The sequence below is a fragment of the Paractinoplanes durhamensis genome, assembly GCF_016862175.1.
GTDB lineage: Bacteria > Actinomycetota > Actinomycetes > Mycobacteriales > Micromonosporaceae > Actinoplanes > Actinoplanes durhamensis.
Window position 1 is genome coordinate 74,571 of sequence record NZ_BOML01000041.1, and the last position, 25,778, is coordinate 100,348.

General features: G+C 70.9%; 19 protein-coding genes. 5 read left to right on the forward strand and 14 right to left on the reverse strand.

The genetic code is table 11. The features are described 5' to 3' along the window. Nucleotides 1–2: 2 nt before the first annotated feature. The 4 genes from Adu01nite_RS26675 to cysC all read right to left on the reverse strand — a co-directional run bounded on the left by Adu01nite_RS26675 (nucleotide 3) and on the right by cysC (nucleotide 6,052). A complete protein-coding gene (locus Adu01nite_RS26675; protein ID WP_203730424.1) occupies nucleotides 3–1,232 on the reverse strand; it encodes a hypothetical protein in 1,230 nt (409 codons plus the stop codon). After that, nucleotides 1,229–2,617 (reverse strand): hypothetical protein, encoded by a 1,389-nt coding sequence (locus Adu01nite_RS26680; protein ID WP_239132718.1) that lies wholly within the window; start codon nucleotides 2,615–2,617, stop codon nucleotides 1,229–1,231. Before Adu01nite_RS26680 ends, Adu01nite_RS26675 begins: the two co-directional genes overlap by 4 nt. Continuing rightward, nucleotides 2,614–4,440, reverse strand: coding sequence for a Wzz/FepE/Etk N-terminal domain-containing protein (locus tag Adu01nite_RS26685; RefSeq protein ID WP_203730426.1), 1,827 nt, complete (start codon nucleotides 4,438–4,440; stop codon nucleotides 2,614–2,616). Before Adu01nite_RS26685 ends, Adu01nite_RS26680 begins: the two co-directional genes overlap by 4 nt. 94 nt (nucleotides 4,441–4,534) lie before the next feature. Continuing rightward, nucleotides 4,535–6,052: an adenylyl-sulfate kinase gene (gene cysC, locus Adu01nite_RS26690; protein WP_203730428.1), complete on the reverse strand. Its 1,518-nt coding sequence runs from the start codon at nucleotides 6,050–6,052 to the stop codon at nucleotides 4,535–4,537. A 214-nt stretch (nucleotides 6,053–6,266) separates the two neighbouring features. Between cysC and Adu01nite_RS26695 the strand changes: the two genes are divergently transcribed. Continuing rightward, nucleotides 6,267–7,535 carry a glycosyl hydrolase gene (locus tag Adu01nite_RS26695; protein ID WP_239132719.1) on the forward strand — a complete coding sequence of 423 codons (1,269 nt, stop codon included), beginning with the start codon at nucleotides 6,267–6,269 and terminating at the stop codon, nucleotides 7,533–7,535. On the opposite strand, the gene Adu01nite_RS26700 is transcribed toward Adu01nite_RS26695, so the two are convergent. Next, on the reverse strand, nucleotides 7,525–8,202 hold the full coding sequence (locus Adu01nite_RS26700) for a class I SAM-dependent methyltransferase (RefSeq protein ID WP_203730432.1): 678 nt from the start codon (nucleotides 8,200–8,202) through the stop codon (nucleotides 7,525–7,527). The two genes, Adu01nite_RS26695 and Adu01nite_RS26700, sit on opposite strands and share 11 nt — an antisense overlap. An 82-nt stretch (nucleotides 8,203–8,284) precedes the next feature. Between Adu01nite_RS26700 and Adu01nite_RS26705 the strand changes: the two genes are divergently transcribed. After that, the gene (locus Adu01nite_RS26705; protein WP_203730433.1) at nucleotides 8,285–9,220 is read left to right on the forward strand and encodes an AraC family transcriptional regulator; all 936 of its coding nucleotides are present in this window, start codon (nucleotides 8,285–8,287) and stop codon (nucleotides 9,218–9,220) included. 1 nt (nucleotide 9,221) lies between these two features. Here the strand turns inward: Adu01nite_RS26705 and Adu01nite_RS26710 are convergent, their stop codons facing one another. From Adu01nite_RS26710 to Adu01nite_RS26750, 9 genes are all read right to left on the reverse strand, one after another. Further along, nucleotides 9,222–10,145 carry a PD40 domain-containing protein gene (locus Adu01nite_RS26710; RefSeq protein ID WP_203730436.1) on the reverse strand — a complete coding sequence of 308 codons (924 nt, stop codon included), beginning with the start codon at nucleotides 10,143–10,145 and terminating at the stop codon, nucleotides 9,222–9,224. 59 nt (nucleotides 10,146–10,204) lie between these two features. Continuing rightward, nucleotides 10,205–11,362: a hypothetical protein gene (locus Adu01nite_RS26715; RefSeq protein WP_203730438.1), complete on the reverse strand. Its 1,158-nt coding sequence runs from the start codon at nucleotides 11,360–11,362 to the stop codon at nucleotides 10,205–10,207. Next, the gene (locus Adu01nite_RS26720; RefSeq protein WP_203730440.1) at nucleotides 11,359–11,880 is read right to left on the reverse strand and encodes a DUF4365 domain-containing protein; all 522 of its coding nucleotides are present in this window, start codon (nucleotides 11,878–11,880) and stop codon (nucleotides 11,359–11,361) included. Before Adu01nite_RS26720 ends, Adu01nite_RS26715 begins: the two co-directional genes overlap by 4 nt. A gap of 145 nt (nucleotides 11,881–12,025) precedes the next feature. After that, nucleotides 12,026–12,736, reverse strand: coding sequence for an ABC transporter permease (locus Adu01nite_RS26725; RefSeq protein WP_203730442.1), 711 nt, complete (start codon nucleotides 12,734–12,736; stop codon nucleotides 12,026–12,028). Then, nucleotides 12,736–13,647, reverse strand: a complete 912-nt coding sequence (locus Adu01nite_RS26730) for an ABC transporter ATP-binding protein (protein ID WP_203730444.1) — start codon at nucleotides 13,645–13,647, stop codon at nucleotides 12,736–12,738. Before Adu01nite_RS26730 ends, Adu01nite_RS26725 begins: the two co-directional genes overlap by 1 nt. Further along, a complete protein-coding gene (locus tag Adu01nite_RS26735) occupies nucleotides 13,644–14,507 on the reverse strand; it encodes an ABC transporter permease (protein WP_203730445.1) in 864 nt (287 codons plus the stop codon). Before Adu01nite_RS26735 ends, Adu01nite_RS26730 begins: the two co-directional genes overlap by 4 nt. Then, nucleotides 14,500–15,414, reverse strand: coding sequence for an ABC transporter ATP-binding protein (locus tag Adu01nite_RS26740; protein WP_203730447.1), 915 nt, complete (start codon nucleotides 15,412–15,414; stop codon nucleotides 14,500–14,502). Before Adu01nite_RS26740 ends, Adu01nite_RS26735 begins: the two co-directional genes overlap by 8 nt. A gap of 130 nt (nucleotides 15,415–15,544) precedes the next feature. Then, on the reverse strand, nucleotides 15,545–18,334 hold the full coding sequence (ppc, locus tag Adu01nite_RS26745; RefSeq protein WP_203730449.1) for a phosphoenolpyruvate carboxylase: 2,790 nt from the start codon (nucleotides 18,332–18,334) through the stop codon (nucleotides 15,545–15,547). Between the two features lie 128 nt (nucleotides 18,335–18,462). Further along, nucleotides 18,463–20,232 carry a hydrogenase maturation protein gene (locus Adu01nite_RS26750; RefSeq protein ID WP_239132720.1) on the reverse strand — a complete coding sequence of 590 codons (1,770 nt, stop codon included), beginning with the start codon at nucleotides 20,230–20,232 and terminating at the stop codon, nucleotides 18,463–18,465. Nucleotides 20,233–20,396: 164 nt separating this feature from the next. Between Adu01nite_RS26750 and mfd the strand changes: the two genes are divergently transcribed. The 3 genes from mfd to Adu01nite_RS26765 are packed head-to-tail and all read left to right on the forward strand — an operon-like array spanning nucleotide 20,397 to nucleotide 25,771. After that, nucleotides 20,397–24,017 carry a transcription-repair coupling factor gene (gene mfd, locus Adu01nite_RS26755; protein WP_203730451.1) on the forward strand — a complete coding sequence of 1,207 codons (3,621 nt, stop codon included), beginning with the start codon at nucleotides 20,397–20,399 and terminating at the stop codon, nucleotides 24,015–24,017. Nucleotides 24,018–24,076: 59 nt separating this feature from the next. Further along, complete coding sequence (locus Adu01nite_RS26760) at nucleotides 24,077–24,799, forward strand: PLC family EF-hand domain-containing protein (RefSeq protein WP_203730453.1); 723 nt, start codon at nucleotides 24,077–24,079, stop codon at nucleotides 24,797–24,799. A gap of 6 nt (nucleotides 24,800–24,805) precedes the next feature. Then, complete coding sequence (locus Adu01nite_RS26765) at nucleotides 24,806–25,771, forward strand: nucleoside triphosphate pyrophosphohydrolase (RefSeq protein ID WP_203730455.1); 966 nt, start codon at nucleotides 24,806–24,808, stop codon at nucleotides 25,769–25,771. Nucleotides 25,772–25,778 lie beyond the last annotated feature (7 nt).

Here is a 25,778-nt window from a genome sequence, read left to right on the forward strand (position 1 = left end):
GCTCAAAGCTCCTCGACCCGGCGGATCAGCACCGGGAGCAGCCAGGTGCCGAGCACGCCCAGGCGGGCGCCGGCTTCGGCCTGGCGGTCGGTCAGGTAGCGGACCGCGAGGTCCACCAGGTAGAGCAGGGCGGTCACGTCACGGCCCTCGGCCGGCACCCCGAACGGGGCGAGCAGCTCACCGGCGCGCTTGACGGTCTGCTCGACCGCGTCCCGCGCGTCGCCGGTCGACTGGATGCGCCGCTGCAGCTCGTGGTGGATCGCGTCGAAGCCCATCGGCACCCCGGTCGCGAACCGTTCCCAGTCCCACACCAGCAGCGCGTCGGCGAGGTTCGCCATGTTCCAGGGCGCCCAGTCGCCGTGCCATGCGCCGTACCGGAAAATGGTGTCGCCGGCGTGCTTGACCAGCAGTTCTGCCGCCGAGGACAACCCAATAGCCTCGGGCCGGTCGCCGACCGCGGTGAGCCGGGCGCGCAGCTCGTGCCAGTAGGCACTGCTCTCCACCCGCCCGGACGTGTAGCCGCAGCAGCCGGCGATGTCGAGCATCGCGGCGATCAGCCGGCGCGGGGTCAGCGGCGCCCGCGGCAGCCACACCGGCAGCGCCGACTGGACCAGCACCTGCAGGCCGCGCCACTCGCCGGCGTGCAGCACCCGCGGCACGGTCAGCCGGGTCAGGCCGGTGTTGCCGAGTGCGTTCAGGGCGGCCGTCTCCGCCTTCACCAGCGCCTGGGTCAGCGGGCCGGTGCCCAGCTTGCCGAAGCCGAAGGTGTCGCCCTCCGGGCCGATCAGCTGCAGCACCGGCTTGCGGTTGGCCCGGGCCGGGCCGATGTGGACACTCACCGACAGCTCCCGGCCCAGCTGCTCGCACAGGTAGCCGTCGATGCTCGACGAGTACGGGCCGGTGACCCGGACCCGGTCCCGCAGCAGCACCGCGGACGCGCCGGTGCGGACCGCGGCGACCACGGCGTCCCGCTTCAGCTTCGCGGTCCGCGACTGCGGCTCGGCGTAGCGGCGGACCGCGGCCGCGGCCACCCGGCGGGAACCGGCCGGCACCAGCAGGCGCGGGCGGCGGGCATCCGGGACCACCAGATATTCGGCGATCGGGGTGCCGGGCGAACCGTCCGTGCGGCACGGCCACGGATAGAGGAGATCGAGCACCTCGGTCAGATACTGCGTGCGCAGGGCCGCGTCGTCGACCGTGAGCTCGGCCGGTGCAGTCTTCACCGGACTCATCCGGATTTATCCCCCTCCAGTGAATTGCGCTCCGTGGCGTTCCGCCACAGCAGCGCGAATGCCAGAACCATGAAGGCAAGCGGGGTGACCAGCGCGTTGTACCAGAGCATCGCCGAGTACGACGTGACCAGCGCGGCGCTCGCGGCCACCCCGATCGCGCTGCGGTCCCGCCGGAACCGCCATAGCCCGTACCCGAAAAAGCCCAGGTAGCCGAGCGTGCCGGCGGCGCCGTGCGCGTAGAGCAGCTGCCACAGCTGGCCGTTGCCGCCGACGGTGAAGTTGCCGCAGCGCTCGCAGCCGGCGCTCTCGCCCACGGTGATCGAGTTGCGGCCACCGACGGTGTTGCGGGTGCCGCCGTAGCCGACCACCGGCGAGCCGGCGAAGCCGTCCAGGGCGCGGTCGATCAGGAACGAGCGGACGCCGTTGGACTTGCCGTTGTCCATCCGGGCGCTGACCACGCCGCCGAGCGGGGTGGCGACCACGGCCACGAACAGCATCGCGCCGGCCACCGCGACCACGCCGACGATCCACACCTTGCCGGCCAGCACGTAGCGGGCGGCCACGTAGAGCACCAGCACGCCGATGCCGATCCACAGGCCCCGGTTCAGCGACACCACGGCCGGCACGATCGAGGCGAGCAGGCACAGCACCGCGAGCACCTTGTTCCGGCCGCGGCCGCTCTGCCACGCCGCCACCACCAGCCAGCCGGCCAGCAGGCAGAAGTTGTTGCCCCAGGTGTTCGTGTAGCCCCAGGGCGCGGCCGGGCGCGGCTTCTCGCCGCCGACGAGGTCCATGATCTGCGCGGCGTACGGATGGACCAGCGACTGCACGAAACCCTTGTTGCGTACGCCGTGCGGCAGCAGCATCTCCACCGGCGAGGTGAACTCGAAGTGCCCGGCCACCATGCCGAGGAAGCCCCCGGCCACGGTCACCACGAACAGCCAGCCGAGGTATTTGACCAGCCGTTTCTTCGGCAGTTCCCGTTCGGTGAGGTTGCCGGCGTAGACCAGCAGCACGGTCAGCGCGAGGTACATGACCAGCTTGTAGGTGACCGCCGGGAGACGGCCGACCGCGTGTTCGGGGACGGTGCCGGCCGGGTCGGCGCCGAGCGCGCCGATGCTCACCACGATCGCGATCAGGAAGAGCGCCCACCAGCCGAAGCCGGGCGGCAGCATCAGGGTACGGCCGGCGGCACGCCGCCGGAGCAGCAGGAAGAGCATGGGTACGGCCATCACGGCGAAGATGAGTACGCCGAGCCCGAGCGCCCACCACAGCGGATAGAGCGCGAGGATGCCCGCCACCGGCCAGGCCGGAAGGGTGATGGTCTTGCGCGCGCCGTGGGCCGGGCCGCCGGTCCGTTCCGAGGCCGGGGCTGCCAGGGTCACTTCCCGTCGCCGTCCTCGGCCGCCTTACCCATCCCCTCCCGGACCATCCCCTCCTTGACCAGCCCTGACATGTCGATCACCGCGGTGATCTCGCTGGCGGACTCGGCCGTACGGGGGCGTACCTGCGGCTTCTCGGCGGTCTTCTCGGCCGCCGCCGCCCGGGCCGCCTTGGCCTTCTCGGCGGCCGACATCGTGTTCGTCGGGAAGCGCATCGGCTGGGTGAGGTCGCTGTCGGGGATCGAGCTGTCCAGGGCGACGGCCTTGCTCTCGCCGGGTGTGGGCGCGAGCGTCACCGCGGGGGCGCTGGCCTCGGCGGCGCGCAGGCCGTTGAGGCGGGGCAGCACCACGGCGCCGAGCAGCGGCGTGCCGACCCGCTGCAGCTGTTCGGTCGCGTCCAGCAGGGCCGGGCGGCGCGACTTGCGGAGCTCCACCGCGAGCAGGGCCGCGTCGGCCAGGCTGGCCAGGCTCTGCGCGTCGGCGCTGCTGCTGGTCGACGGCGCCTCGATGACGATGTAGCCGCCCTGCCGGCGCAGCGTCTCCAGGGTGTCCTTGAGCCGCTGCGACTGCATCAGGCCGGCCGCGGTGGCCGCGCCGCCGGTGGTGATCACCCGCAGCGATGGGATGCGCGGGGTGCGCTGCAGTGCCCGGGCCAGGCCGACCCGCCCGGCGAGCAGGTCGGAGAGGCCGGGCACGGCGGAGACGCCGAGCATCCGGGCGAGCGGGGCCGCGTCCATCACGCTGTCCGGCAGGTGCGCGCCGACCAGCACGACCTCGCTGCCGGTGCGGGCCAGCGCGGCGGCCAGGTTCGCGGCCACCAGGGTCGCGGCCGAACCGCGGCTGGTGCCGGTCACCACGATCACCTGGTCGCTGGGGCGCAGCGTCGCGAGGATCTCGTTGCGCAGCCGGTTGAAGACCCGGCCGCCGGCCCCGTACGGCTGGAGCACGTCGTCGAAGTGCGGCGTGGTGCGCTCGTCCAGGGCGGCCAGCACGTTCACCCGGCCGCGGTCGCGCACGTCGCCGGCCGACCGCAGCCGCCGGTCGAAGCGCTCCCGCAGGAACGCCAGCGCGCAGCCGAGCAGCAGGCCGATCATGCCGCCGGTGGCCACGTTCACCATGCCGTTCGGGCTGGTCGGGGTGTCCGGCAGGCGGGCGTCGCTGATGATGTTGCCGGCGCCGACCGTGGTGGTGGTCAGCTCGTTGAGCCGGCCGGTCAGCCCGTTCAGCTGGTTCTGCGAGTTGTTGCGCAGGCTCTGCAGGTTGCTCTCGTCCGGGCTGCCCTTGGCCGCCCGGGACAGCCGGGAGTTGATCCCGGTCATCGTCGTGGTGAGCTGCTTGATCTTGGTGGTGAGGGTCTTGATCTGCTGGTCGAGGCCGCTCTGCGCGGTCTCCTCACGGTTCCGGAGGTACGCCTCGGCGAACGAGTGCGACCCGGCCTGGGCCTCCTGCGGCGTACCGGCCTTGAACGTGATCACCAGGACGGTGGTGTTGGCCGGCACCTCGACCGAGACGCTCTTGGCCAGCTCCAGCGGCGAGAGGGAGGTGCGCAGCAGGGCCGCCGCCTTGGCCGCGACCGCGCCCGAGCCGACCAGCTGGGCCTCGGTGTCCAGGTTGACCGAGCCCTTGGTGCGGCCGCCCTGCGAGTTGGTGTCCTGGTCGAGCGCCTGGACCAGCACCGCGGTGGACGACTCGTACACCTTCGGCAGGGCGCTGGTCAGCGCCGCCCCCGCACCCAGCCCGGCACCGGTCGCGACCAGCGCGATCCACCAGTGGCGGCGGAACACGCCGAGGTAATGCGAGACATCCGCAGGGCGAGACGCTTCCATCGGTTGGCGGACCTTCCGGGGTGAGTGAGATGCTGGTTATCGGGCGATTTGCCCCCAGCGAGGTAAACGTCTCACTCCCGGCTACGTGATGGCTTTACGTCAGTTTGGGCTCCACCCAGCCGTTCTCCACGAGGTACGCGAGCACGACTTCGATCGCCTCGGCGACCGTCATCGTGGTGGTGTCGATGGTCATCTCGGCGTCGGCCGGCGTCTCGTACGGGTCGTCGATGCCGGTCATCCCGCGCAGCTGACCGGCTCGGGCCCGGGCGTAGAGGCCCTTGCGGTCACGCTGCTCGCAGACCTCCAGCGGGGTGGCCACGTGCACCAGGAGGAAACCGGCGCCGGCGTCGGTCGCCATCGAGCGCACCGCGGCGCGGGCCGCTTCGTACGGTGCGATCGGGCACGCGACCGCCATGCCCCGATGCCGGCCGATCTCGGCGGCGACCCAGCCGATCCGGCGTACGTTGCGGTCCCGGTCGGCCTTGCTGAAGCCCAGCCCCGCGGAGAGCTCGCGCCGCACCACATCGCCGTCGAGCAGGGTGACCGAGCGGTCGCCGGTCTCGCGCAGCGAGTCGGCCAGGCCGCGGGCGATGGTCGACTTGCCGGATCCGGAGAAGCCGGTGAAGAACACCACGAGACCGCGGTGCCGGCGCGGCGGCCGGGCCCGGACCAGCTCCTTGGCCACCGCCGGGGGAGTGTGCCACTCGGGCAGCGGGAAGCCGCGGTCGAGCAGGTCGTCGATCTCGGCCGGGGTCATCGCCAGGCGCCGGTTGCGCGGCGGGATGTCGTCCCGCCAGCGCCACTGGCCGTCCCGGTTGTCGTAGGCCAGCTCGCGCGGCACCAGCACGCGCAGGCCACCGCCGGAGAGCATCTCGCCGGTGGAGAGCACATGGGACACGCCGTACGACGCGGCGACCCGGGCCCGCAGCATCGCGTCGCGCAGGTCGTCACCGCGGTTGAGCGGCAGCGCGACGATGGTCGCCGGGGGGAGCCGGTCGCGGGCCGCGAAGATCGCCCGGACCAGCGCCTCGGGCGGCAGCCCGTCCGGACCGGGGCCGCTCACCGGGATGAGGATCAGCAGGTGCGCGGCGAGGGTGCGGGCCGCGTGCGCGATCTGGGCGAGCTGCGGGCGGTGCAGCGGCCGGTCGGCGATCACGCCGAGCACCCGGCCCGGCGGCAGCAGCGCCTTGACCTCGGCGGGGGTGCGCCGCAGCCGCTTGAACGTGTGGTGGCCGCCGTCGCCCATCGGGCGCACCGTGCCGCCCACGCCGTAGTTGCGCTCGCCGGTCGCCCAGGCGTCGGTGACCTCGAGCGCCGCGACCGGCGCGCCCTCCGGGTCGGTCAGGATGATCGTGCGGCGCAGCGGGTCGTCCAGCACCAGGTCGGTGGCCAACTCGGCGGGGACCTCGAGGGTCACCGCGGCCGGCCACGGGGTGCCGTCGGCGAGCCGGCCGCGGCGGCGCAGCGCGTCCAGGTCGGCGCGGCCGAGGAAGCCGGTCAGCGGTGCATATGCGCCGCTCAGCAGCAATTCCAAGTCAGCGAGCTCGTGCGGGTGCGGCGTGTATGACGGCGCGTCGCGCAGCACGTCCTCGGGAAGCACTGAACCATTCACCTTTGCATCCCCCTGCGGCCGACTAGGGGGACAGTTTCGCAGCCCGGCCGGTCTTGGTCGAGACGGGTATCCGGTCCGTCTCCGACGTTCGGCCGTCCTGGCAATTTGTCCGCATTTGCCCGCGTCGGGTATTGGACAAACCGGATCTTCATCACAATACTGGCACCTCGTGACCCGACGACCGCGACGCTTCCGCCTTGTACAGCTCGCTGCCGTGCCGACGGCCTTCGTGCTGTCGGTGGCAACCACGCTCGCGTGGGCCTGGACTGGCGGCGTCGATCAGATCGGGCTGCCACTCGGACCGGTCGGCGATCCCACCGTGTCGTTGCCGGTGATCGCCGCCCCGGACTTCCCGATCGTCGGTGACCCCCGGCGCAGCGAGCCGGCGCGGCGGGCCACCTCTTCGGCGGCCGTCGACGACCCCACCGTCTCCTCCGGTGCGTCTCTCGCCCCGTACACCCCAAGCAAGCCCGGGGAGATCGCGCCGCGTGTCGCGGCAGATGGCGGGACCGTCGACATGACCGCGTCCGGTGGTGAATGTGTCACCGGGCGCAAGCTCATCCCCAGCTGCAACGTGCTGTGGGGGGTTGCGCCCGGCGCGCACACCGAGAGTCGCGGGGCCTCGGCGCTCGCCGCGTTCGAACGCAAGACCGGCCGCACCCAGGCGATCTACCACGCCTATCACGGCGGGATCCGGCAGCTGTTCCCCACCGAGCAGGAGATCGCGATCGCTCACCAGCGGGGGCGGCACCGGATCCTGTTCCTCAACTGGAAGCCCGAGTCGGCCTCGTGGGCGGCCATCGCCAAGGGGGACCGGCGCACCGATGCGTTCCTCGACCGGCTCGCCGTGCACATCAAGAAGACCTTCCCGGAGCAGTTCTTCTTCGCCGTGCATCACGAGGGCGAGAACGACGTGCGGGAGAGGGTCGGCTCCGGCTACACCGCCCGCGACTACGCGGCCATGTACCGGCACGTGATCAACCGGCTGCGGGCCCGGGGCGTCAACAACATCGTCAGCGTGCTGGTGCACATGGCGTACATCAAGCACGCGCAGCAGAGCTGGTTCAACAGCATGTACCCGGGCGACGACGTGGTCGACTGGATCGGCTTCGACACGTACGCCTACAGCGATCCCGGCTACGGCCACGGTGACTTCGCCGAGGTCTTCAACAAGCGGATCGAGGGCAAGCGCGGCTGGCCCGGCTTCTACACCTGGGCGCTCACCCGCCATCCCGGTAAACCGCTGATGATCGCCGAGTGGGGTGTCTGGTCGTCCAAGCGCAACACCCGCTACAAGGTCGACTTCTATCGCGATCTCGGCGCCGAGATCCGGCGGTTCCCGAAGATCCGGGCGATGGTGCAGTTCGAGACGCCGCACAACCAGAAGGGGCAGGACTCGTCGGTGGACAGCACGCCGGCGGCGCTGCAGGCCTACCGGAATCTGGGCCGGCTCCCGATCTTCCAGGTGGCGGTCACCCCGTGAGCGTCGCCTGCACGAAGGTGACCCGGCCGATCCGGTGGTCGGCGTGCGCGACCTCCTGAGCGTCGCCGAACCCGGCGTCGGCCAGAAGTGTGACGATGCCGTTGCCGTGGTTGCCGGAATGGGCCAGGCGCCGTCGGCGTGCTGGATGTCCGGCGTTCTTCACGCCCTCGAAGTCGGCGATCGTGATCGTTCCGCCCGGGCGAAGGGCGCGTAACGCGTCACGCGCGAACGCGATCCGGCCGGCGTCATCGATGTGGTGCAGGGCCAGGGCCGAGATCACATGGTCGAGTGCGGCGTCATCGGCGGGGATCCGGTCGGCGTACCCCTGAACCAGGGCAAGGCTGAGGTTCCGGCGACGTGCCTTGCGTGCTGCCCGGCGCAGCGCATCCGCGTCGGGATCGAGGCCGGTCACCCGTGCGCTCGGCTGGGCCGCGAGCACGGTGAACGACAGGTTGCCCGTACCGCAGCCGACGTCGACCACCGTCTGACCAGGCTCGACGCCGGCGAGCTCGACCGTGCGCCGGTGCAGTGCGCGGACGCCGGCCAGCCGGGTGAAGGCGTCGTAGAACGGGAGAAGCCAGGACTTCCCCGCACCCGGCAGGAACGAGCGGTCTCGATCCTCCGGAGTTCGTTGATCAACGATGCGGATGGGGTTCGAATGTGCCATGGATGTCTCCTGTCCAGGCGGTGCCGTCACGTCCCAGTCTTGGATAATCTGCGGTCTTCCGGCAGGACTAAGCGGAGGCACCATGGGACATTCTTTGGTTGGCGGCCCACCCGGACTTCCGTCGAGCCTGCGGACGGTGCGGCCGGGCGGCACGCTGGTCTACCGCTATCGGCAGCGTCCCGGTCTGCCGCCGGTCTCGGTGACCCGTTTCGACACCGACGCCGCCCACGCCGCACTCCCGCCGGACCACCGGCACGCGCACGACTTCTTCGTTCTGCTCTACGTCGAGCAGGGTGCGGGCTCGGTCACCGTCGACGGCGCCGAGCGATCGCTGCGGACCGGCGACCTCCACGTCGTGTCACCGGGGCAGACCGTCGGCGTCGGGGCGGCAACGGAGATCGCCCGCGGCCGCGCGTGGTCGGTCGCGTTCACACCGGACGCCGTCCCCGCCCTGACCTCGGTTTCCCCGCTGGCCTGGATGCACCATCCCTTGCTCGCCCTGTTTGCGGCCGACGGGCCACCCGTGCGGATTGCCGGGCCCGACCGGGCGAACTGGTCGGCGTGGCTGGCCGACCTGGCCGAGGAACTGGCCGACCCGGCCCGCCTCGGTACCCACGAGGCCGTCGCCGCGCTGCTCACCCGGCTTCTGGTCGCGGCAGCGCGGCTGGCACCCAGCGCTCCGGCCCCGCCGGACCCGCTCGTCGAGCGGGTCTTCGCGCAGATCGAAGCGACGTTCCGCCGGCCGGTCTCCGCCGCCGATGTCGCCCGCGCACTCGGCTACACCCCTGGGCATCTCACGACCGTGCTCCGCCGGCGCACCGGCCGCCCCCTGCTCGAATGGATCACCGAGCGGCGCATGACCGAGGTCCGGCGCATACTCCGCGAGACGGACCTTTCGCTCGACGTTGTGGCCGCCCGGACCGGCCTGCGCGACGCCAGCTATCTCGTCCGCCGCTTCCGAAACCGGTACGGCATCACCCCGCAGCAATGGCGCCGCACGCAACGAACGTGGACGTGACTCAGCGCTTCCGCGGCTGCCAGTCGGGGAAACCCTCCGCCGCACTGCGCACCCCGTACAGCGACCTCTTCTTCGCGCCGTCGGCCCGCATCACCCAGAGGTCGCCGAGGAAGCTCGACCGGTCGGTCCCGAACGTGATGCTCTTGCCGTCGGGCGACCACGCCGGCCCGGTGTCGAAGAAGTTGCCGCTGGTGAGCCGCTTGGCGTTCCGGCCGTCCGCGCCGACCGTCCAGATCGACGACTGGGCGAGGGTGTCCCGCTCGAAGACGAGCCGTTTCCCGTCCGGCGACCAGGCGACCTGATGGTCGTAGTCGGCGTTCCTGGTGATCCGCTTGACCTTCCCGCTGGCAAGCGTCAGGACGAAGATGTCGCCGACGTCGCCCTCGGCCGACCCGCGGGTGAAGGCGATCCGCTTCCCGTCGGGCGACCAGGCCGCCTCGAAGTCCAGGGCGGCGCCCTTGGTGAGCCGCTTCTTCCCCGACCCGTTGGCGTTCATCACCCACAGGTCGAAGTTCCCGCCGGTGACCCGGGTGAAGACGATCCGCGTCCCCTGCCGGTTGAAGACCGGATCCCGCGCGTCCATCCCGGTGGTGAGCCGCCGCTGATGCCGCCCGTCGGCGTCCATGCTCCAGACGGCACCGGCCCCGAACGGCGCCGGAGTCCGCCAGAACACGACCTTCGTGCCGGCCCCGTTGAAAGCCGGCCCCAGTTCATTGAGCCCCGGCGTATTGGTGAGGCGCCGAGCGCCCTTGCCGTTGGCCCCGATGCTCCACAGGTCGGTCTGCGTGTGGTCCCCCGCGACCGACTCACTCGGAAAGACGACCCGCCCGTTCCGCCCCGGGAACGCGGCCTCCGCCCCTTGTGGCCCGACGAGAACGATTCCCGCAGCCACGGCGCCGACCAGCAACAACCTTCCTGTTCGCATGCGTCCAATGTGCGCTAGATCACAGCTGGTTCACATGGGCCGATCAGCCCGGCCTGAGCTCAGTCGTCGCCGGCGGAAGTCCGGAAGGCCGTCGGATTCGTCAGGTACAGGCGGGTGCCACGCCGGACCAGGTCGCCGCGGACGGAGACGGCTGACATCTCCTGATGGGCCAGGGTAGCGATCGAGTAGTCCTCGTCCGTGAGGTTCATCCAGACCCGCCGCAGGCGATCGTCGCCCTCGATCGTGCCCGCGATGCTGATCTCGCCGGTGCCGGCGCCTTCCCGGTGTAGCCGCACGACGTTCCCCGCTACGACGGCGCCTTCCTCCGGAACACGTTCGCGCATTTCCTGCGCGGCCGACGCCAGCACCGGCAGGTGGTCACGACGAAAACGGATCGGAACGAGCTGTCGGGTCCCGATCGGGCGGGAGGGCGCCAGGCGAAGTGCTAGTTCGAACGGGTGGCCGGCCTCGCCGCCCAGCCCGATCAAGGCTTCACAGAGGTTGGCGCTGACCCCGGCCGGCACGGCCGCCGTGAAGACATCAAGCCCGTTCGGGTCGACCAGGGCGTCGTTCGCGGCGTTGTGCGCTGCCCGTACGGCGTCGTAGAGCTTCAACGAGACGCGTCGTTCGAATGGCTCGGCCGCGTCGTTCTCGAACAGCGTGGGCTGGGACGCCGAGAGGCGCGGCGGCACGGGAGTGTGGACGGAGAGGATGAAGCTGCCCTCGGACGGCGGCCCGATCCGTACGTCGCGCAGGAGCTTCAGAACCTCGGCCGACTTGCGGGCCGGCTGAACGGCGCGCGGCTGCTCGACGCTGACGACGTACGCGGCGGCGATCACCAGGTTCCGGACGCTTTCGAAGGCCCGGACGCCGTCCTCGATGCCGATCATCCCGGGCGCGTTGTCCGGCGGAAACGTCCGAATCGTGTGGACATCCATCGACACGTTGGAGATGTCGCTGAGCACTTCTAGTTCCGACCGGTCCTCAGTGACGGCAAGAACGTTCAGAAGGTCACGGACCCGTGCCGCGTAGTCGCGAATGGTGGATTCCTGCGGCTGAAGGGCTTCGAACTCCTCCCCGTCCACCACCTTGAGCCACAGCACGCTGCTACCGGACCGCTCGCCGATCGTCCAGTTGTGGGCGCGCAGATACATCGCCAACTCGGACGGCAACCGAGCGGCCAGCGCGTCGCGATCAGTTACCTGTGCTCGGATCATCGCGTCGCACCTCCCCGATCTCCGGCCCGATCTCCCGCCAGCAGCGATCCGAGCGTCTCAACTGTCAGTAAATTCCGCGTAGGAATCCGCACCGACACACTCGCAGGGTCGCCTGGCTCGGTAGGCAGAGTCTCGCGATCTTCCAGCGAAATCCAGTAGGCCGCGGTGCTCAACTGCATCTGCCGGTCGGTGCAGATCGCGTACTCCTCGGCTGCGGTCGGCACAATCACGACCGAGAGGAACCGCGGAATCTGGAAGCCAGGACCGGCCAGGTGATTGAAATGATCGACTCGGAGTGAGTGGTGGATCTCGCCGTCCTTGATCCGGGGTGCCGACGAGGACTTGACCTGTACTTCGATCCTGGGGGATCGGGTGGTGCCACGGGGGCCTGGGTGCGCGATCTGCCAGTCGACGCCATCGATGTCCAGGTTCATCCTGGAGGTCGTGAAGCCTCCGGCGCAGGCCAGTGCGTAGATGAAGCCTTCGCCGTGTAGTCCCTGATGCACGTTCTTGTTCACCGCGGTTTGGCACCCCCGAGCGCGACATCGCACCTGAACGACACGAAGCCAGACTAGTCGCATGACATCGGTTGGCGAAACCCGGAAATTGTCTGGGCGGGCGTGACCAACCGGTCACGCCCGCCCGTTCGATCTGGTCCAGCTGTCAGCTTGTTTCGCCGGCGACGCTGAAGGAACCCAGGCGGTTGATGGCGAACAGGGTGCCGCCGATGATGAAGACGACCGCCATCACCAGCGATACCGGCAGAGAGACCTTGCCGTCGAGCATGCCGGTCGGGGCGATCTTGTCGGCGATCGTGATGACGTACTGCTCGATGGACAGCACCCGGGTGCCGCTCACCCAGCGGCCCAGCAGGCCCTCCCACACCAGGATGTAGACCAGTCCGAGCAGGACCGGGCGCCGGGTGACCAGGCTGAGCAGCAGGAACAGCGCCGAGTACGCGACCGCACCGGCGGCCGCCGCGACCGCGAGGGCCAGGCCGAACTTGACGCTGTCCGCCAGGATGCCGGCCACGAACAGCGGCACGGCCGAGGCCACCGCCGAGACGCCCGCGGCCACCAGGAGCTTGGCCAGGATGATGTCGCGGCGGGGGAGCGGCTTGGTGAGGATGTGGACGATGGTGCCGTCGTCGACCTCGGAACCGAGGACTCCGGTGCCGACGATCAGGCTGATCACCGGGAGGACCACGGCGAGGCCGAGGCCGACCACGACGGCCTGGCCCCACTGGTTGGGGTCGACGTCGTAGGCGCGACAGATCAGCGCGAGGCCGACCAGCAGCAGCGGCAACGGCAGCAGCAACAGGACCCGGCGGCGGCCGAACAGGCCGCGGGCGGTGATGTAGGCGACCGTGGACATCATGCCTCCAGCAGGTAGGAGAAGACGCTCTCCAGGGACTCGTCGGACGGCAGCAGGCGCCGCAGGCGGATGCCCTCGCCCAGTGCGATGCGCGGCAGGGCGCGGGTGAAGCTGCCGTAGTCGGAGGCGCGGACGGTCAGGCCGCCCGCCTCGATCTCGACGCCGTTGACCGACTTCTCGCCGATCAGCGCGACCGCCAGTTTGCGGTCGTCGGAGCTCTGCACGGCGAACACGTGCGGCCGGTTGGTCATCAGCCGGCGGATGCGCCGGTAGTCGCCGGAGGCGGCCAGCCGGCCGGCCACGATCACCTGGACCAGGCCGGAGAGCTGCTCGACCTCTTCCAGGATGTGCGAGCTGAACAGGATGGTGTGGCCCTCGTCGCCCAGTTTGTGGAGCAGCTCCATCATGTGCATCCGCTGCCGCGGGTCCATGCCGTTGAACGGCTCGTCCAGCAGCAGCACCTGCGGCTCGTGCACCAGCGCCGCCGCCACCCGGGTGCGCTGCCGCATGCCCTTGGAGAAGGTTTCGATACGGCGGTCCTGGGCGCTGGTCATCTCGACGAGTTCGAGCGCCCTGGTCGCCGCGGCCGCCGGGTCCGGCAGTTTCTGCATCTTCGCGCAGGCCACCACGAACTGGCGGGCGGTGAGGAAGCCGTGCACGGCCTCCTTCTCGGCGACCAGGCCGAGCTGCCGGTAGATGCCGGGGTTGCGCCAGGTCGGTGAGCCGTCGATGGTCACCGTGCCGCGGGACGGCGACAGGAAGCCGGCCATCATGTGCAGCACGGTGGTCTTGCCGGCGCCGTTCGGGCCGAGCAGGCCGGTCACGCCGGGCTGCAGGGTCATGCTGATGTCGTTGACCGCGACGACGTTGCCGTACCAGCGGGAGACGTTCTCGAGTTCGACGACGCTCATAGCGAGGCCACCTTCCGGTAGCGCGCCAGTAGCAGCAACAGGCACGCGGTGATCAGGCAGAACGCCTCGATGCCGTAGATCACGCCGAAGTTCCCGACGTCGATGCCGAGGTCGTGCCGGTCGCGCAGCCAGCCCTCGACGCCGGAGATCAGGCTCATCGGGCTGGCCAGGCCGGCCAGGTGGCGGGAGGTCTCCGAGGGCAGCACGCTGAGCACGCCGACGACCGGCGCGGTCATCAGGAAGACCGCGACGATGCCGCCGGCCGCGAACGCGCGCTTACCGGTGAGCGAGGCGATCAGCAGGCTGATGCTGGCGAAGACGAACGCCCACAGCACGCTGTACGCCCAGCCGGGCAGGAGCAGCCCGACCTCGTGCCAAACCCCCTTCATCCCGGTCTTGGTGGTGAAGGCGCCACCCAGGAACATGATGAATTGGGGTACGCCGAGGAGCAGCCACACCGCGGTGACCAGGGCGGCGACCTTGGCGATCACGTAGTCGGCGGCGCGCAGCGGACGGCTGAAGTAGAGCGGCAGCACGCCGGAGCGCAGGTCGCGGGAGACCAGCTCGGGCGCGACGATGGCGACGAAGAAGATCACCAGCCAGCTCATGCCGTCGTCGAACGCGTAGTAGTCGAACAGCCAGGTGCCGGTCTGCGACCGGACCGCCGCGTTGATCACCGCGACGAGCAGCACGATGCCGGCCACGCCCCACGGGAAGATCTTCGATTTGGCGGAGCGGCCGAACCCGAAGGTGGCCCGCAACCCGTGCACGTAGAGGGCGCGGAGCAGGGCGCCCCGGCCGAGCCGGGGACCGGTGTACCGCTGGTACCCGATGTCATGGATGACGCCGGCCTCAGACATCGGCCGTCTCCTTCGTGGTGAAGAGCTCGGCGACGCGGTGACGCCGCTGGTCGAGGCGGTGCAGCGGAAGGTCCAGCTCGGCCACGGCCTGCAGCACCTTGTCGTAGGCGCTGTCCGATTCGAGCGGCACCAGCAGCAACCGGCCTTCGGGGGTGACGGCGAAGCCGAGGGCGCTCAGCGCCGCGGCGAGTTCGTCGGTGCCCTCGCTGACCTCGACGGCGAGCACGTCGGACGCGGTGGTCATGGAGGAGATCCGGTCGGCCCGCAGCAGGTGGCCGGCCTCGATGGCGATCAGCGAGTCGCAGATCCGCTCGACCTCGCCGAGCAGGTGCGAGCAGACCACCACGGAGATGCCGAACTCGTTGCCGATCCGGTGGACCAGGGTGAGCATGGCGTCCCGCCCGGCCGGGTCGAGACCGTTGGTGGGCTCGTCGAGCAGCAGCAGGTCGGGGTCGTGGACGAGCGCCTGGGCCAGCTTGACCCGCTGCTTCATGCCGGTCGAGTAGCCGCCGATCTGCCGGTACCGCTCCTCGTACAACCCGACGTGGCGCAGCGACTCGGAGGCCCGTTCGCGGGCCGCGGTCTTGGGCAGCCCACTGAGCCGGCCCACGTGGGTGACGAACTCGGAGGCGGAGACGTCGGGCGGGAGGCAGTCGTTCTCCGGCATGTAGCCGACCCGCGCCCGTACCTTGTCGGTCTCGGTGACCGGGTCGATCCCGAGCACCCGGACCTCGCCGGAGCTGGGCGCGAGGAGGCCCAGCATGATTTTGATGAAGGTGCTCTTACCGGCGCCGTTGGCGCCGACGAGCCCGATGACGCCCGCATCGACGTCGACGGTGAGGTCGGCCAGGGCTGTCACCCCGCCGCCGTACGTCTTCGTCAGCGCCTGAGTCGCGATGATGGTCACGGGCCCAGCCTAGGAAGGCCGCGCACGGTACGGATCCGGTAGAACCCTGAGAGCCCTATCGGGGTCTCTCAGCCCGCTCTCAGCTACGGCGATGCGAAGCGCGAGAGCGGGCCGAGGGAGACAGGAGGCGTCAGCCCGTGTTGCGCATGCCGGCGGCGATGCCGTTCACCGAGGTCAGCAGCGCCCGCTCCAGGGCGGTCGACTCGGACGGCGCGCGGCGTACGCCGGTCACCAGCTGGCGGTCGGCGTCGCCCAGGTCGCGGTACTGGCGGAGCAGCGCCACCTGCAGGTGGTGCAGCGGCAGGAGGTAGGTGTCCCGGACGCCCAGGGTGCGCCGGAGCTCGGGCTGCGAGTCCAGCAGGTCGGTGCCACCGGTGATCGCCAGCACTTCTCGTACGGTCAATTCGTACTCCTCCTTGATCTTCTCGAAGATCGGGTGGAGGTTTTCCGGGACGAGGGTCTCGACGTAGCGGCCGGCGATCTCCAGGTCGGTCTTGTTCAGCATCATCTCGACGTTCGACAGGAACGTCTTGAAGAACTGCCAGTCCGCGTACATCTCCTTGATGTGCTCGGTGTGCCCGGCCTCGCGCGCGGCCTTGAGGCCGGAGCCGACGCCGAACCAGCCGGGCACGATCTGCCGGGTCTGGGTCCAGCCGAACACCCACGGGATGGCCCGCAGCCCGCCGAGGCCGGCGTCGGCGTTCGGCCGCTTGGCCGGCCGGGAGCCGATGTTCAGCTGGCCGAGCAGCTCGGTGGGGGTGGCCGCCCAGAAGTAGGCGGGCAGGTCCGGGTTCTGCACCAGCGACCGGTACGCGTCGAACGCCGCGTCCGACGCCGCGTCCATGGTCGCGTCCCAGCGGGTGAGCCGCTCCATGTCCACCGACGGGCTGGTGTGCAGCAGCGTCGCCTGCAGCACGGCGGCGACGGTGAGCTCCAGGTTTTCCCGGGCCAGGGCGGGCAGAGTGTATTTGTCGGAGATGACCTCGCCCTGCTCGGTGACCTTGATCGCGCCGTCGAGCGTGCCGTAGGGCTGGGCCAGGATCGCCTCGTGGGTGGGGCCGCCACCACGGCCGACGGTGCCGCCCCGGCCGTGGAACAGCCGCAGGCGTACGCCGTGCCGGGCGGCCACGTCACGCAGCGACCGCTGGGCCTTGTGGATCCGCCACTGGCTGGTGGTGATCCCGGCCTCCTTGTTGGAGTCCGAGTACCCCAGCATGACCTCCTGCACGTCGCCGCGCGCCCGGACGATCGCCCGGTAGGCCGGCAGCGACAGCATCTCGTCGAGCAGGTCGCCACCGGCGTCCAGCTCGGCCGGGGTCTCCAGCAGCGGCACGATGTTGACCCGGGCCCGGCCGGTGTGGATGTCGACGAGGCCGGCCTCGCGGGCCAGCACGGCCGCGGCCAGCACGTCGTCCACGCCGAGGGTCATCGAGATGATGTACGTCTCGATGACGTCGGGGCCGAACCGCTCCTGTACGTCCCGGATCGTGTTGAACACGTCGAACGTCTTGCGGGCCGAGTCGGTGAGCGGGGTGTCGGCGCTGGAGAGCGGTCGCCGCCCGCCCAGCTCGGTGGCGAGCAGCTTGGTGCGCTGCGGCCGGTCCAGGGCCGCGTAGTCCTCGACCTCGCCGACCTGGGTGTACATCTGCTGCAGCACCTCGTGGTGCTTCTCGGCGTGCTCGCGCACGTCGAGGGTGGCCAGCTGCAGGCCGAACGCGGAGACGGTGCGGATCGCCGAGGCGACCACGCCGACCGCGGTGAGCTGGCCGGAGTTGCGGGCCAGCGAGGCGCGCATCAGCTCGAGGTCGCTGATCAGCTCGTCGTTGCCGAGGTAGTCGCGGCCGGACACGTGGGCGGTGCCGCGGCGCAGCCGCTCACGGGTGTTGGAGAGCTTCGCCTTGATCGCCCGCACCTTGAGCCGGTAGGGCTCCTCGGCGTTGGTCTTGCGGAACCGGGGCGCGACCTCGGGCAGATTGTCCAGGTCCTTGGCGAGCGACGCGGACAGGTCGAGCGAGACGCCGCGCAGCCGGCGGGAGACCGACAGCTCGTCGATCAGCTTGTCCATGGCCTTCTCGGTGGCCTGGATGCCGTGCTCGTGCTGGATCATCAGGACGTCGCGGGTGACCGCCGGGGTGACGAACGGGTTGCCGTCCCGGTCGCCGCCGATCCACGAGCCGAAGGTCAGCGGGCGGGCGGTCGGCGCGGTCTCGACGCCGAGGTTGCGCAGCGTCTCGGCCAGGTCGGCGAGCACCTGCGGGGCGGCCTCGGCGTACAGGTCGCGCAGGTAGTAGACCGCGTTGCGGGCCTCGTCGGTCGGGTCCGGCCGGTCCAGCCGCAGCTCGTCGGTCTGCCAGAGCAGGTCGATCAGCTCGGCGAACCGCCGGGTCGAGGCGGAGGTGTCGGACGCGCCGAACAGGATCTGGGCCGAGGCCTCGGCGTCGAGCGCGTCGGCGAGCTGGCGCAGCTTCGACAGGATCGACCGGCGGGACGCCTCGGTCGGGTGCGCGGTGAAGACCGGGCGGACCGCGAGCCGGCGGGCGGCGGCGGCGATCTCGTCGGCCGGCACGCCCTTCTCGGCGATCCGCTTGGCCGCCTGGTCGAGCCAGCCGCCGTCGCGGGCCCGGCGCCGCCGCAGGTCGCGGGAGCGGTGCACCTGCTCGGTGATGTTGGCCAGGTGGAAGTAGGTGGAGAAGGCACGGGCCAGCTTGGTGCCGGTGGTGACGTCCATCGCGGCGAGCCGGTCGGCGGCGGCCTTGGCGTCCTGGCGGACCAGGGCGCGGACCTCTTCGACCAGGTCGAGGAGCGGGCGGCCCTCCTGCCGGGCCAGGGTCTGGCCGAGCAGCGTGCCGATCCGCCGGATGTCGGCGCGTAATGCGGCGTCTGCGCCGTCGGGGTCGAGTTGGCCGGGCTGGTCGGTCATCGGGGCGCTCCTTCAGCTTCAGGTGCTCCAGGACGGCGCTGTCCCGACTCCGCCGATGTTATCGGCGCGGCCTATAGCCCGGGCAAATTGAGGCAAGTCTCACCTCGCTCTGCCGACTCACGCCTCTATCAGGCAGACACGGGCACCGCCGGTCGCAGCGTAGCGGCGGGCCGGCGGGACTTGGGGACCGCCTTCGGGGGCAGGAGCCGGGCCGGCGTCTCCGTGGCCTTCAGCTTACGGACGAACGCGTGCCGGGCCGCGGCGAATCCGGCCCGGTCGGCGAACATGTCCTGGCTCATCTCGGCCAGCTCACGCGCCTCGAACACCTCGAGCGGCACTCTCTCGGCGGCGAGCCGCCGGCTCTTGGCCGAGCGCCGGTTCCGCGCGGTGCGCATGTCACTCTCGCGTTCGGCGAGGGCGCCGAGCCATTCCGCGTACGCGTCGGGATGGCGCGGCCCGACCTCGTCGACCAGGCCGATCGATTGCGCCCGAGCCGCGCTCACCGGCAGTTTCTCGTCGATCAGCCGCTGCGCCGTGTCCGTGCCGACCCGCCGGGGGAGCGTGAAGGTGTGCAGTTCGGAGCCGTACAACCCCATGTCGTAGTAGGGGTTGAGGACGATCCCGTCGCGGGCCGCCACGATGTCGGCGCCCAGGCCGAGCATCACCCCGCCGGCGCCGGCGCTGCCCGTGTATCCGGCGATGACCACCTGCCGGGTGCAGGTGATGATCTCCCGGCAGACCTCGTTGATGGCCCGGATGTTCGCCCAGGCGGCGCTGGGGGCGTCCGGCGAGGCCTCGATGACGTTGAGGTGGATGCCGTTGCTGAACGCATCCGTCCCACCCCGCAGCACGAGTACCTCGGTGTCCTGGGCGGCCGCGTGCCGCAGCGCGGCGAGCAGCCGCCGGCAGTGCCCGGGCGCCATGGCGCCGTTGTAGAAGTCGAACGCGAGCCAGCCGACGGCGCCGGACCGCCGGTAGCGCACCTGGCGGTAGGCGGCGGGATGCTCGGGCTCGATGCCGGGCGCCAGCGGCGAGTGGGGTACGCCACGCAGGCGCGCGCCGAGCAGCGTCGTCGCCGGGAGCTTGAGGCCGGCCCGGCCGTGCTGCGGATCGGCCGCGCGCAGGTGACCGAGCCAGACGCAGCCGTCGCCGGTGCCGACCAGCACCGCGCCCTGCCGGCGGTCGAGGATCTGGCCGGGCCGGGCGGCGCGGATCAATCCGGGCAGGGCGTCGTAGGCGAAGACCGGGAGTCCACCTACCTCGGTGCGTACGCCCGGAGCGCCGTCGGCAGCGCGGATCTTCCGGACGATCTGCTCGGTCGGATCGCTCCAGTCGAAGGCGCGGTCGTCCTGGCGCATGAGGGGCCGCAGTCGGCCGATGGCGGTCTCGGCGGGCATCCGGTCGGCGGGCACCGGCTTGAACGACTTGTCGTGGGCCTTGGCGACGACCTCGAAGACGCACTCCATGGCGGCGTCGGCGACCGGCCCGTTGTAGAGCGACGACTTGCGCGGCGGGGCGGCCGGGACGGCGAACGTGCGGGTGGCCCAGATCGGCCCGGCGTCCATCTCCTCGACCGCCTGCAGGGCGGTGACCCCCCAGGTGCGGGCACCCTCGGCGATCGCCCAGTCCAGCGAGGACGGTCCGCGGTCACCGACCGGGCCGGGGTGGATGATCACGGTGCGCCAGTGCCGCCAGACCTCGGCGGGCACCCGGTCCTTGAGGAACGGGCAGATGATCAGATCGGGGCGGGCCCGGCGGACGCCCGCGATCATGCCGGCCTCCCCGGTGGCGAGCAGGACGCTCACATCGTGCCCGGCCTCGCGCAGCGCACACCAGGCCCGCTGACTCAATCCGTTGAACGCCGTAACGAGCAGCAGGATCCGCACGTTGCCTCCCATGGAGCCGTCCTGACAACGAGCTGCGACTATTCTCGGGATATCGACGCTTATGTCGGACATCTTGTCCGACCCGTAAATGTCAGAGGGCCGGACTAGACTCGTCTGCATACCCCCCGCCCTCCAGGGCGTTGGGGTTATTCGACGTGCCCCTGGGAGTAATCGGCATGCAACTATCCGGATTGATCCCGGCCGCCCTCCGCGACCGGGGCCTCGCCCGTGCCCGCGATCTCGCCCGTAAAGGTTTCGTCGACTCCGACTCGCTCGACCTCACCGCGCCGGCCTCGCTCCGGCCGTTCGTGGTCGCCACCGTGGCCGGCGGCGCCGAGCTGGGCGGCGCGGCCCGCCCGGTGCTCGCCGTCACCGCGACCAGCCGCGAGGCCGACGACCTGGCCGACGCGCTCGGCTGCCTGATCGACCCCGACCGGGTCGCCGTCTTCCCGTCCTGGGAGACCCTGCCGCACGAGCGCCTGTCCCCGCGCTCCGACACCGTCGGCCGCCGGCTGGCCGTGCTGCGCCGGCTCGCCCACCCCGGCGAGCACCCGCTGCAGGTCGTCGTGGCGCCGGTGCGCAGCGTGCTGCAGCCGCAGCTCAAGGGCCTCGGCGACCTCGAGCCGGTGGAGCTGGTCACCGGGGGTTCGGCCGACCTCGAGGGGGTGGCCCGGCGGCTCGCCGACATGGCCTACGCCCGGGTCGACCTGGTCACCAAGCGCGGCGAGTTCGCGGTCCGCGGCGGCATCCTCGACGTCTTCCCGCCGACCGACGAGCACCCGTCCCGGGTCGAGTTCTGGGGCGACGAGGTCGAGGAGATCCGCACCTTCGCCGTCGCCGACCAGCGCACCATCGACCCGGTCCAGCGCCTGTGGGCACCGCCCTGCCGCGAGCTGCTGCTCACCCCGGAGGTCCGGGAGCGGGCCGCCGAGCTGGGCGCCGAGCATCCGGAGCTGGCCGAGATCCTCGACAAGCTGGCCGAGGGCATCCCGGTCGAGGGCATGGAGTCGCTGGCCCCGGCCCTGCTGGACGGCACCGGCAGCATGGAGCTGCTGCTCGACTGCATGCCGGCCGGCACCCACGTGATGCTCTGCGACCCGGAGCGGATCCGCACCCGGGCCCACGACCTGACCCGCACCTCCAACGAATTTCTCGAGGCCTCCTGGGCGGCCGCCGCGGTCGGCGGCCAGGCGCCGATCGACGTCGGCGCCGCCGCTTTCAAAACCCTTGCGGACGTCCGCGCGCATGCCGCGACCCTGTCCCAGCCGTGGTGGGCGATCTCGCCGTTCGGCCTGACCGAGTCGGAAGGGGCGCCCGCCGCGGCGGATCAGCCCTGGCTGGACGCGCCGGCCGCGGTGGCGGTCACGCCCGATCTCGGTGACGCGATCGCCCTCGCCGCCCAGCCGGTGCCGCTCTACCACGGCGACACCTCCCGGCTGACCGCCGATCTGACCGAGTGGGTGGCGGCCGGCTGGGCGGTCGCGCTGGTCTTCGAGGGGCACGGCACCGCGCAGCGGGCCACCGAGGTGCTGCGCGACGCCGGTGTCGGGGTGACCCCGGTCGACAACATCGAGAAGGGGATCGAGCCGGGCCAGGTGCTGATCACCTGCGGCGGGATCAACCACGGCTTCGTGGATGCCGCCTCGCAGCTCGCCGTCATCACCGGTAACGACATCAGCGGCGGCCGCGGCGCCTCCACGAAGGACATGCGGAAGATGCCGTCCCGGCGGCGCAACACGATCGACCCGCTCGAGCTGAAGCCGGGCGACTACGTGGTGCACGAGCAGCACGGCATCGGCCGCTACGTCGAGCTGGTGCAGCGCACGGTCAACGGCGCCGACCGCGAGTACATGGTGATCGAGTACGCCGCGTCCAAGCGCGGCCAGCCCGGCGACCGTCTCTACGTGCCGACCGACCAGCTCGACCAGCTGTCCCGCTACGTCGGTGGCGAGCAGCCGTCGCTGCACAAGATGGGCGGCACCGACTGGCAGAAGAGCAAGGCCCGGGCCCGCAAGGCGGTCCGCGAGATCGCCGCCCAGCTGATCCAGCTGTACGCGGCCCGCCAGTCGTCGAAGGGCCACGCGTTCGGCCCCGACTCGCCGTGGCAGCGCGAGCTGGAGGACGCTTTCCCCTACACGGAGACCCCCGACCAGCTGGCTGCGATCCACGAGGTCAAGCACGACATGGAGCTGGCCGTCCCGATGGACAGGCTGATCTGCGGCGACGTCGGTTACGGCAAGACCGAGATCGCCGTCCGGGCCGCGTTCAAGGCCGTGCAGGACGGCAAGCAGGTGGCCGTGCTGGTGCCTACGACGCTGCTGGCCCAGCAGCACTTCAACACGTTCACCGAGCGGATGAACCAGTTCCCGGTGGAGATCAAGCAGCTGTCCCGGTTCCAGACGCCGAAGGAAACCACGGTGACCCTGGAGCAGGCGGCCAACGGCACCGCCGACATCGTGATCGGTACGCATCGCCTGCTGGCCAACTCGACCCGCTTCAAAAACCTCGGCCTGATCATCGTGGACGAGGAGCAGCGGTTCGGCGTCGAGCACAAGGAGCAGCTCAAGGCCCTGCGCGCGTCGGTCGACGTGCTGACCATGTCGGCCACCCCGATCCCACGCACGCTCGAGATGGCGATCACCGGCATCCGCGAGATGTCCACCATCGCCACCCCGCCCGAGGAGCGGCACCCGGTGCTGACCTTCGTCGGCGCCCAGGACGACAAGCAGGTGGCCGCGTCCATCCACCGCGAGCTGCTCCGCGACGGCCAGGTCTTCTACCTGCACAACCGGGTCGAGTCGATCGACCGGGCCGCGCGCAAGCTGCGCGAGCTGGTGCCCGAGGCCCGGGTCGCGGTGGCGCACGGCCAGATGAGCGAGGAGCAGCTGGAGAAGGTGATGGTCGGCTTCTGGGAGAAGGAGTTCGACGTCCTGGTCTGCACCACGATCGTCGAGTCCGGCATCGACATCCCGAACGCCAACACCCTGATCGTCGAGCGGGCCGACCTGCTCGGCCTGGCCCAGCTGCACCAGATCCGCGGCCGGGTGGGCCGCGGCCGGGAGCGGGCGTATGCGTACTTCCTCTACCCGCGGGAGAAGCCGCTGACCGAGCACGCCCACGAGCGCCTGGCCACCATCGCCCAGCACACCGAGCTGGGCGCGGGGATGTATGTGGCCATGAAGGACCTGGAGATCCGCGGCGCCGGCAACCTGCTGGGCGGCGAGCAGTCCGGGCACATCGAGGGCGTCGGCTTCGACCTGTACGTGCGGATGGTCGGCGAGGCGGTGCAGGCCTTCAAGGGCGAGCGCCCCGAGGAGGAGCCCGAGGTCAAGATCGATCTGCCGGTCGACGCGCACCTGCCGGTGGAGTACATCTCGGTGGAACGCCTGCGCCTGGAGATGTATCGGAAGCTGGCCGAGGCACGCGACGACAAGCAGCTCGACGAGGTGATCGCCGAGATGACCGACCGCTACGGCGAGCCGCCCACCCAGGTGGCCAACCTGATCGCGGTGGCCCGGTTCCGTCAGGTGGCCCGCGCCTACGGCCTGACCGACGTCTCGGTGCAGGGCAAGCACCTGCGGTTCTCCCCGCTGCCGCTGCCCGACTCGAAGCAGATGCGGCTGAAGCGCTACCACCCGGATTCGGTCTACAAGCAGGCCAACGACCAGGTGAGCGTCCCCCGCCCGGCCACCCGCCGGATGGGCGGCGAACCCCTGCGCGACCTGGCCCTGCTGCAGTGGTGCGCCCAGCTGTTGAAGGACGTGCTGGGGGAGGTGCCGGCGAAGGCGGCCGTCTAGGTGATCCGTTTTCCGGGGGTCGGCGACTTGGGTCACAGCGGGCGTGAGAGAGTCAGGCCATGCAGCGTGCTCGCCGACTCGCATCCGTCGCCGTCGTCGCGTCACTGGCCGTGACCGGGCTTTCCGCCTGCCGGTCCGCGCCGTCGGTGGCCGCCTACCTCGGCGACACCCGCCTCACCGAGTCCCGCGTGCAGGACGTGTGGGACGAGGCGCAGGCCGCGGTGACCAAGGCCGCGGCCGGCAAGGCCGCGACCATGTCGATCACCCGGGCCGACGTGGTGCGCACGCTGGTCAGCGCGGACGTGCTGACCCAGGTGGCCAAGCAGGAGAGCGTGACGCTGCCGGCCGACCTGACGCTCGACGACTACGCGACGTCGCTGCACATCCCGGCGACCACCGAGTTCGTCCGGCTCTACGCGGAGGCCGACACCTACGTGCGGCTGCTCCGCCAGGGCATCAAGGACGCTCCGGCGGCCTCCGACGCCGACCTGCGCGAGATCTTCGAGACACTGACGACGGCCGGTCAGGTGCAGGAGGGCATGTCGTTCGAGCAGTTCAAGTCGAGCCTGCCCGACTCGAACAAGCAGCTGGTGCAGACCGCGTCCGCCGTCCGGCAGGAGATCGCCAAGATCACCGACTCGATGGACATCACGGTCAACCCGCGCTACCAGCCGCTCGGCATCCCGGTGCTGCAGTTCCAGACGCAGAACGGCGACGTCCGCCCGCTGGTCATGGTGCCGCTCGGTGCGGACGAGTCCGCGCCGGTCACCGCCGTCTCCTGAGGTCTCGTGACCGCGAGGATCATCCTTCTCGTCACTTCACCGCGCCTGCCGGCCGGTCTGCTGACCGCGGCCGCGTGGGACGCCGTCCGGCAGTTCCCGGTGTTCGCGGGCGCGGAGTCGGAGCAGTCCGACGCGCTGCGCCATGCGGGCGTCCAGGTCACCGTGATCGACCCGGACCCCGAGCGGCTCTTGGCGGAATTGATGGACAACGCGGCCGTGGTGTGGGTCTCCGGGCCGGCCGGTGATCAGGATTTTGCCCGCCAGATGGGGCTGCGCCTGACCCGCGACCCCAGCCTGGCCGAGCTGGAGCTGATGTACGGCTCCTGGGACCCGCCCGGCGCCCGCCTGCTCGACGCGGTGGCCGTCATGGACCGCCTGGCCTCCCCGGGCGGCGACCCCTGGAAGCGCGCCCAGACCCACCGCACCCTCGCGCAGTACATGCTGGAGGAGGCCTACGAGGCCTTCGACGCGATCGAGTCCGACGATCTGGACACCCTCCGCGAGGAGCTCGGCGACGTGCTCCTGCAGGTGGTCCTGCACGCCCGGATGGCCGAGGAGATCCCGGACGGCGGCGCCTGGGGCATCGACGACGTGGCCGGCGGCCTGGTCGACAAGATGATCCGCCGCAACCCGCACGTCTTCGCCGGCGCCGAGGTGGCCGACATCGAGGAGATCACCGCCAACTGGGAGCGGATCAAGAAGGCCGAGAAGTCCCGCGACTCGGTGCTCGACGGCATCGCGTTCAGCCAGCCGGCCCTCTCGCTGGCGGCCAAGATTCTGCAGCGTGCGGAGCGGGCCGGCCTCGGCGTACCGCTGCCGGCCGGCGACGATCTCGGCCCGGCGCTGCTGCGGGTGGTGGCCGAGGCGCGGGCCGCCGGAGTGGACGCCGAGGCGGAGTTGCGCCGGGCGACATTGACGTACGCGGACGAAGTGCGGAGCGCCGAGCTGAAAAATGTCGGACCCGCCGAGTAGGTTCTTC

Bases quoted from the DNA above. Each gene is read 5' to 3' on its own strand.
- Adu01nite_RS26675 (WP_203730424.1), bottom strand. From the start codon at position 1,232: ATGAGTCCGGTGAAGACTGCACCGGCCGAGCTCACGGTCGACGACGCG.
- Adu01nite_RS26685 (WP_203730426.1), bottom strand. From the start codon at position 4,440: ATGGAAGCGTCTCGCCCTGCGGATGTCTCGCATTACCTCGGCGTGTTC.
- Adu01nite_RS26700 (WP_203730432.1), bottom strand. From the start codon at position 8,202: ATGGCACATTCGAACCCCATCCGCATCGTTGATCAACGAACTCCGGAG.
- Adu01nite_RS26705 (WP_203730433.1), top strand. From the start codon at position 8,285: ATGGGACATTCTTTGGTTGGCGGCCCACCCGGACTTCCGTCGAGCCTG.
- Adu01nite_RS26710 (WP_203730436.1), bottom strand. From the start codon at position 10,145: ATGCGAACAGGAAGGTTGTTGCTGGTCGGCGCCGTGGCTGCGGGAATC.
- Adu01nite_RS26715 (WP_203730438.1), bottom strand. From the start codon at position 11,362: ATGATCCGAGCACAGGTAACTGATCGCGACGCGCTGGCCGCTCGGTTG.
- Adu01nite_RS26725 (WP_203730442.1), bottom strand. From the start codon at position 12,736: ATGTCCACGGTCGCCTACATCACCGCCCGCGGCCTGTTCGGCCGCCGC.
- Adu01nite_RS26730 (WP_203730444.1), bottom strand. From the start codon at position 13,647: ATGAGCGTCGTCGAACTCGAGAACGTCTCCCGCTGGTACGGCAACGTC.
- Adu01nite_RS26735 (WP_203730445.1), bottom strand. From the start codon at position 14,507: ATGTCTGAGGCCGGCGTCATCCATGACATCGGGTACCAGCGGTACACC.
- ppc (WP_203730449.1), bottom strand. From the start codon at position 18,334: ATGACCGACCAGCCCGGCCAACTCGACCCCGACGGCGCAGACGCCGCA.
- Adu01nite_RS26750 (WP_239132720.1), bottom strand. From the start codon at position 20,232: ATGGGAGGCAACGTGCGGATCCTGCTGCTCGTTACGGCGTTCAACGGA.
- mfd (WP_203730451.1), top strand. From the start codon at position 20,397: ATGCAACTATCCGGATTGATCCCGGCCGCCCTCCGCGACCGGGGCCTC.
- Adu01nite_RS26760 (WP_203730453.1), top strand. From the start codon at position 24,077: ATGCAGCGTGCTCGCCGACTCGCATCCGTCGCCGTCGTCGCGTCACTG.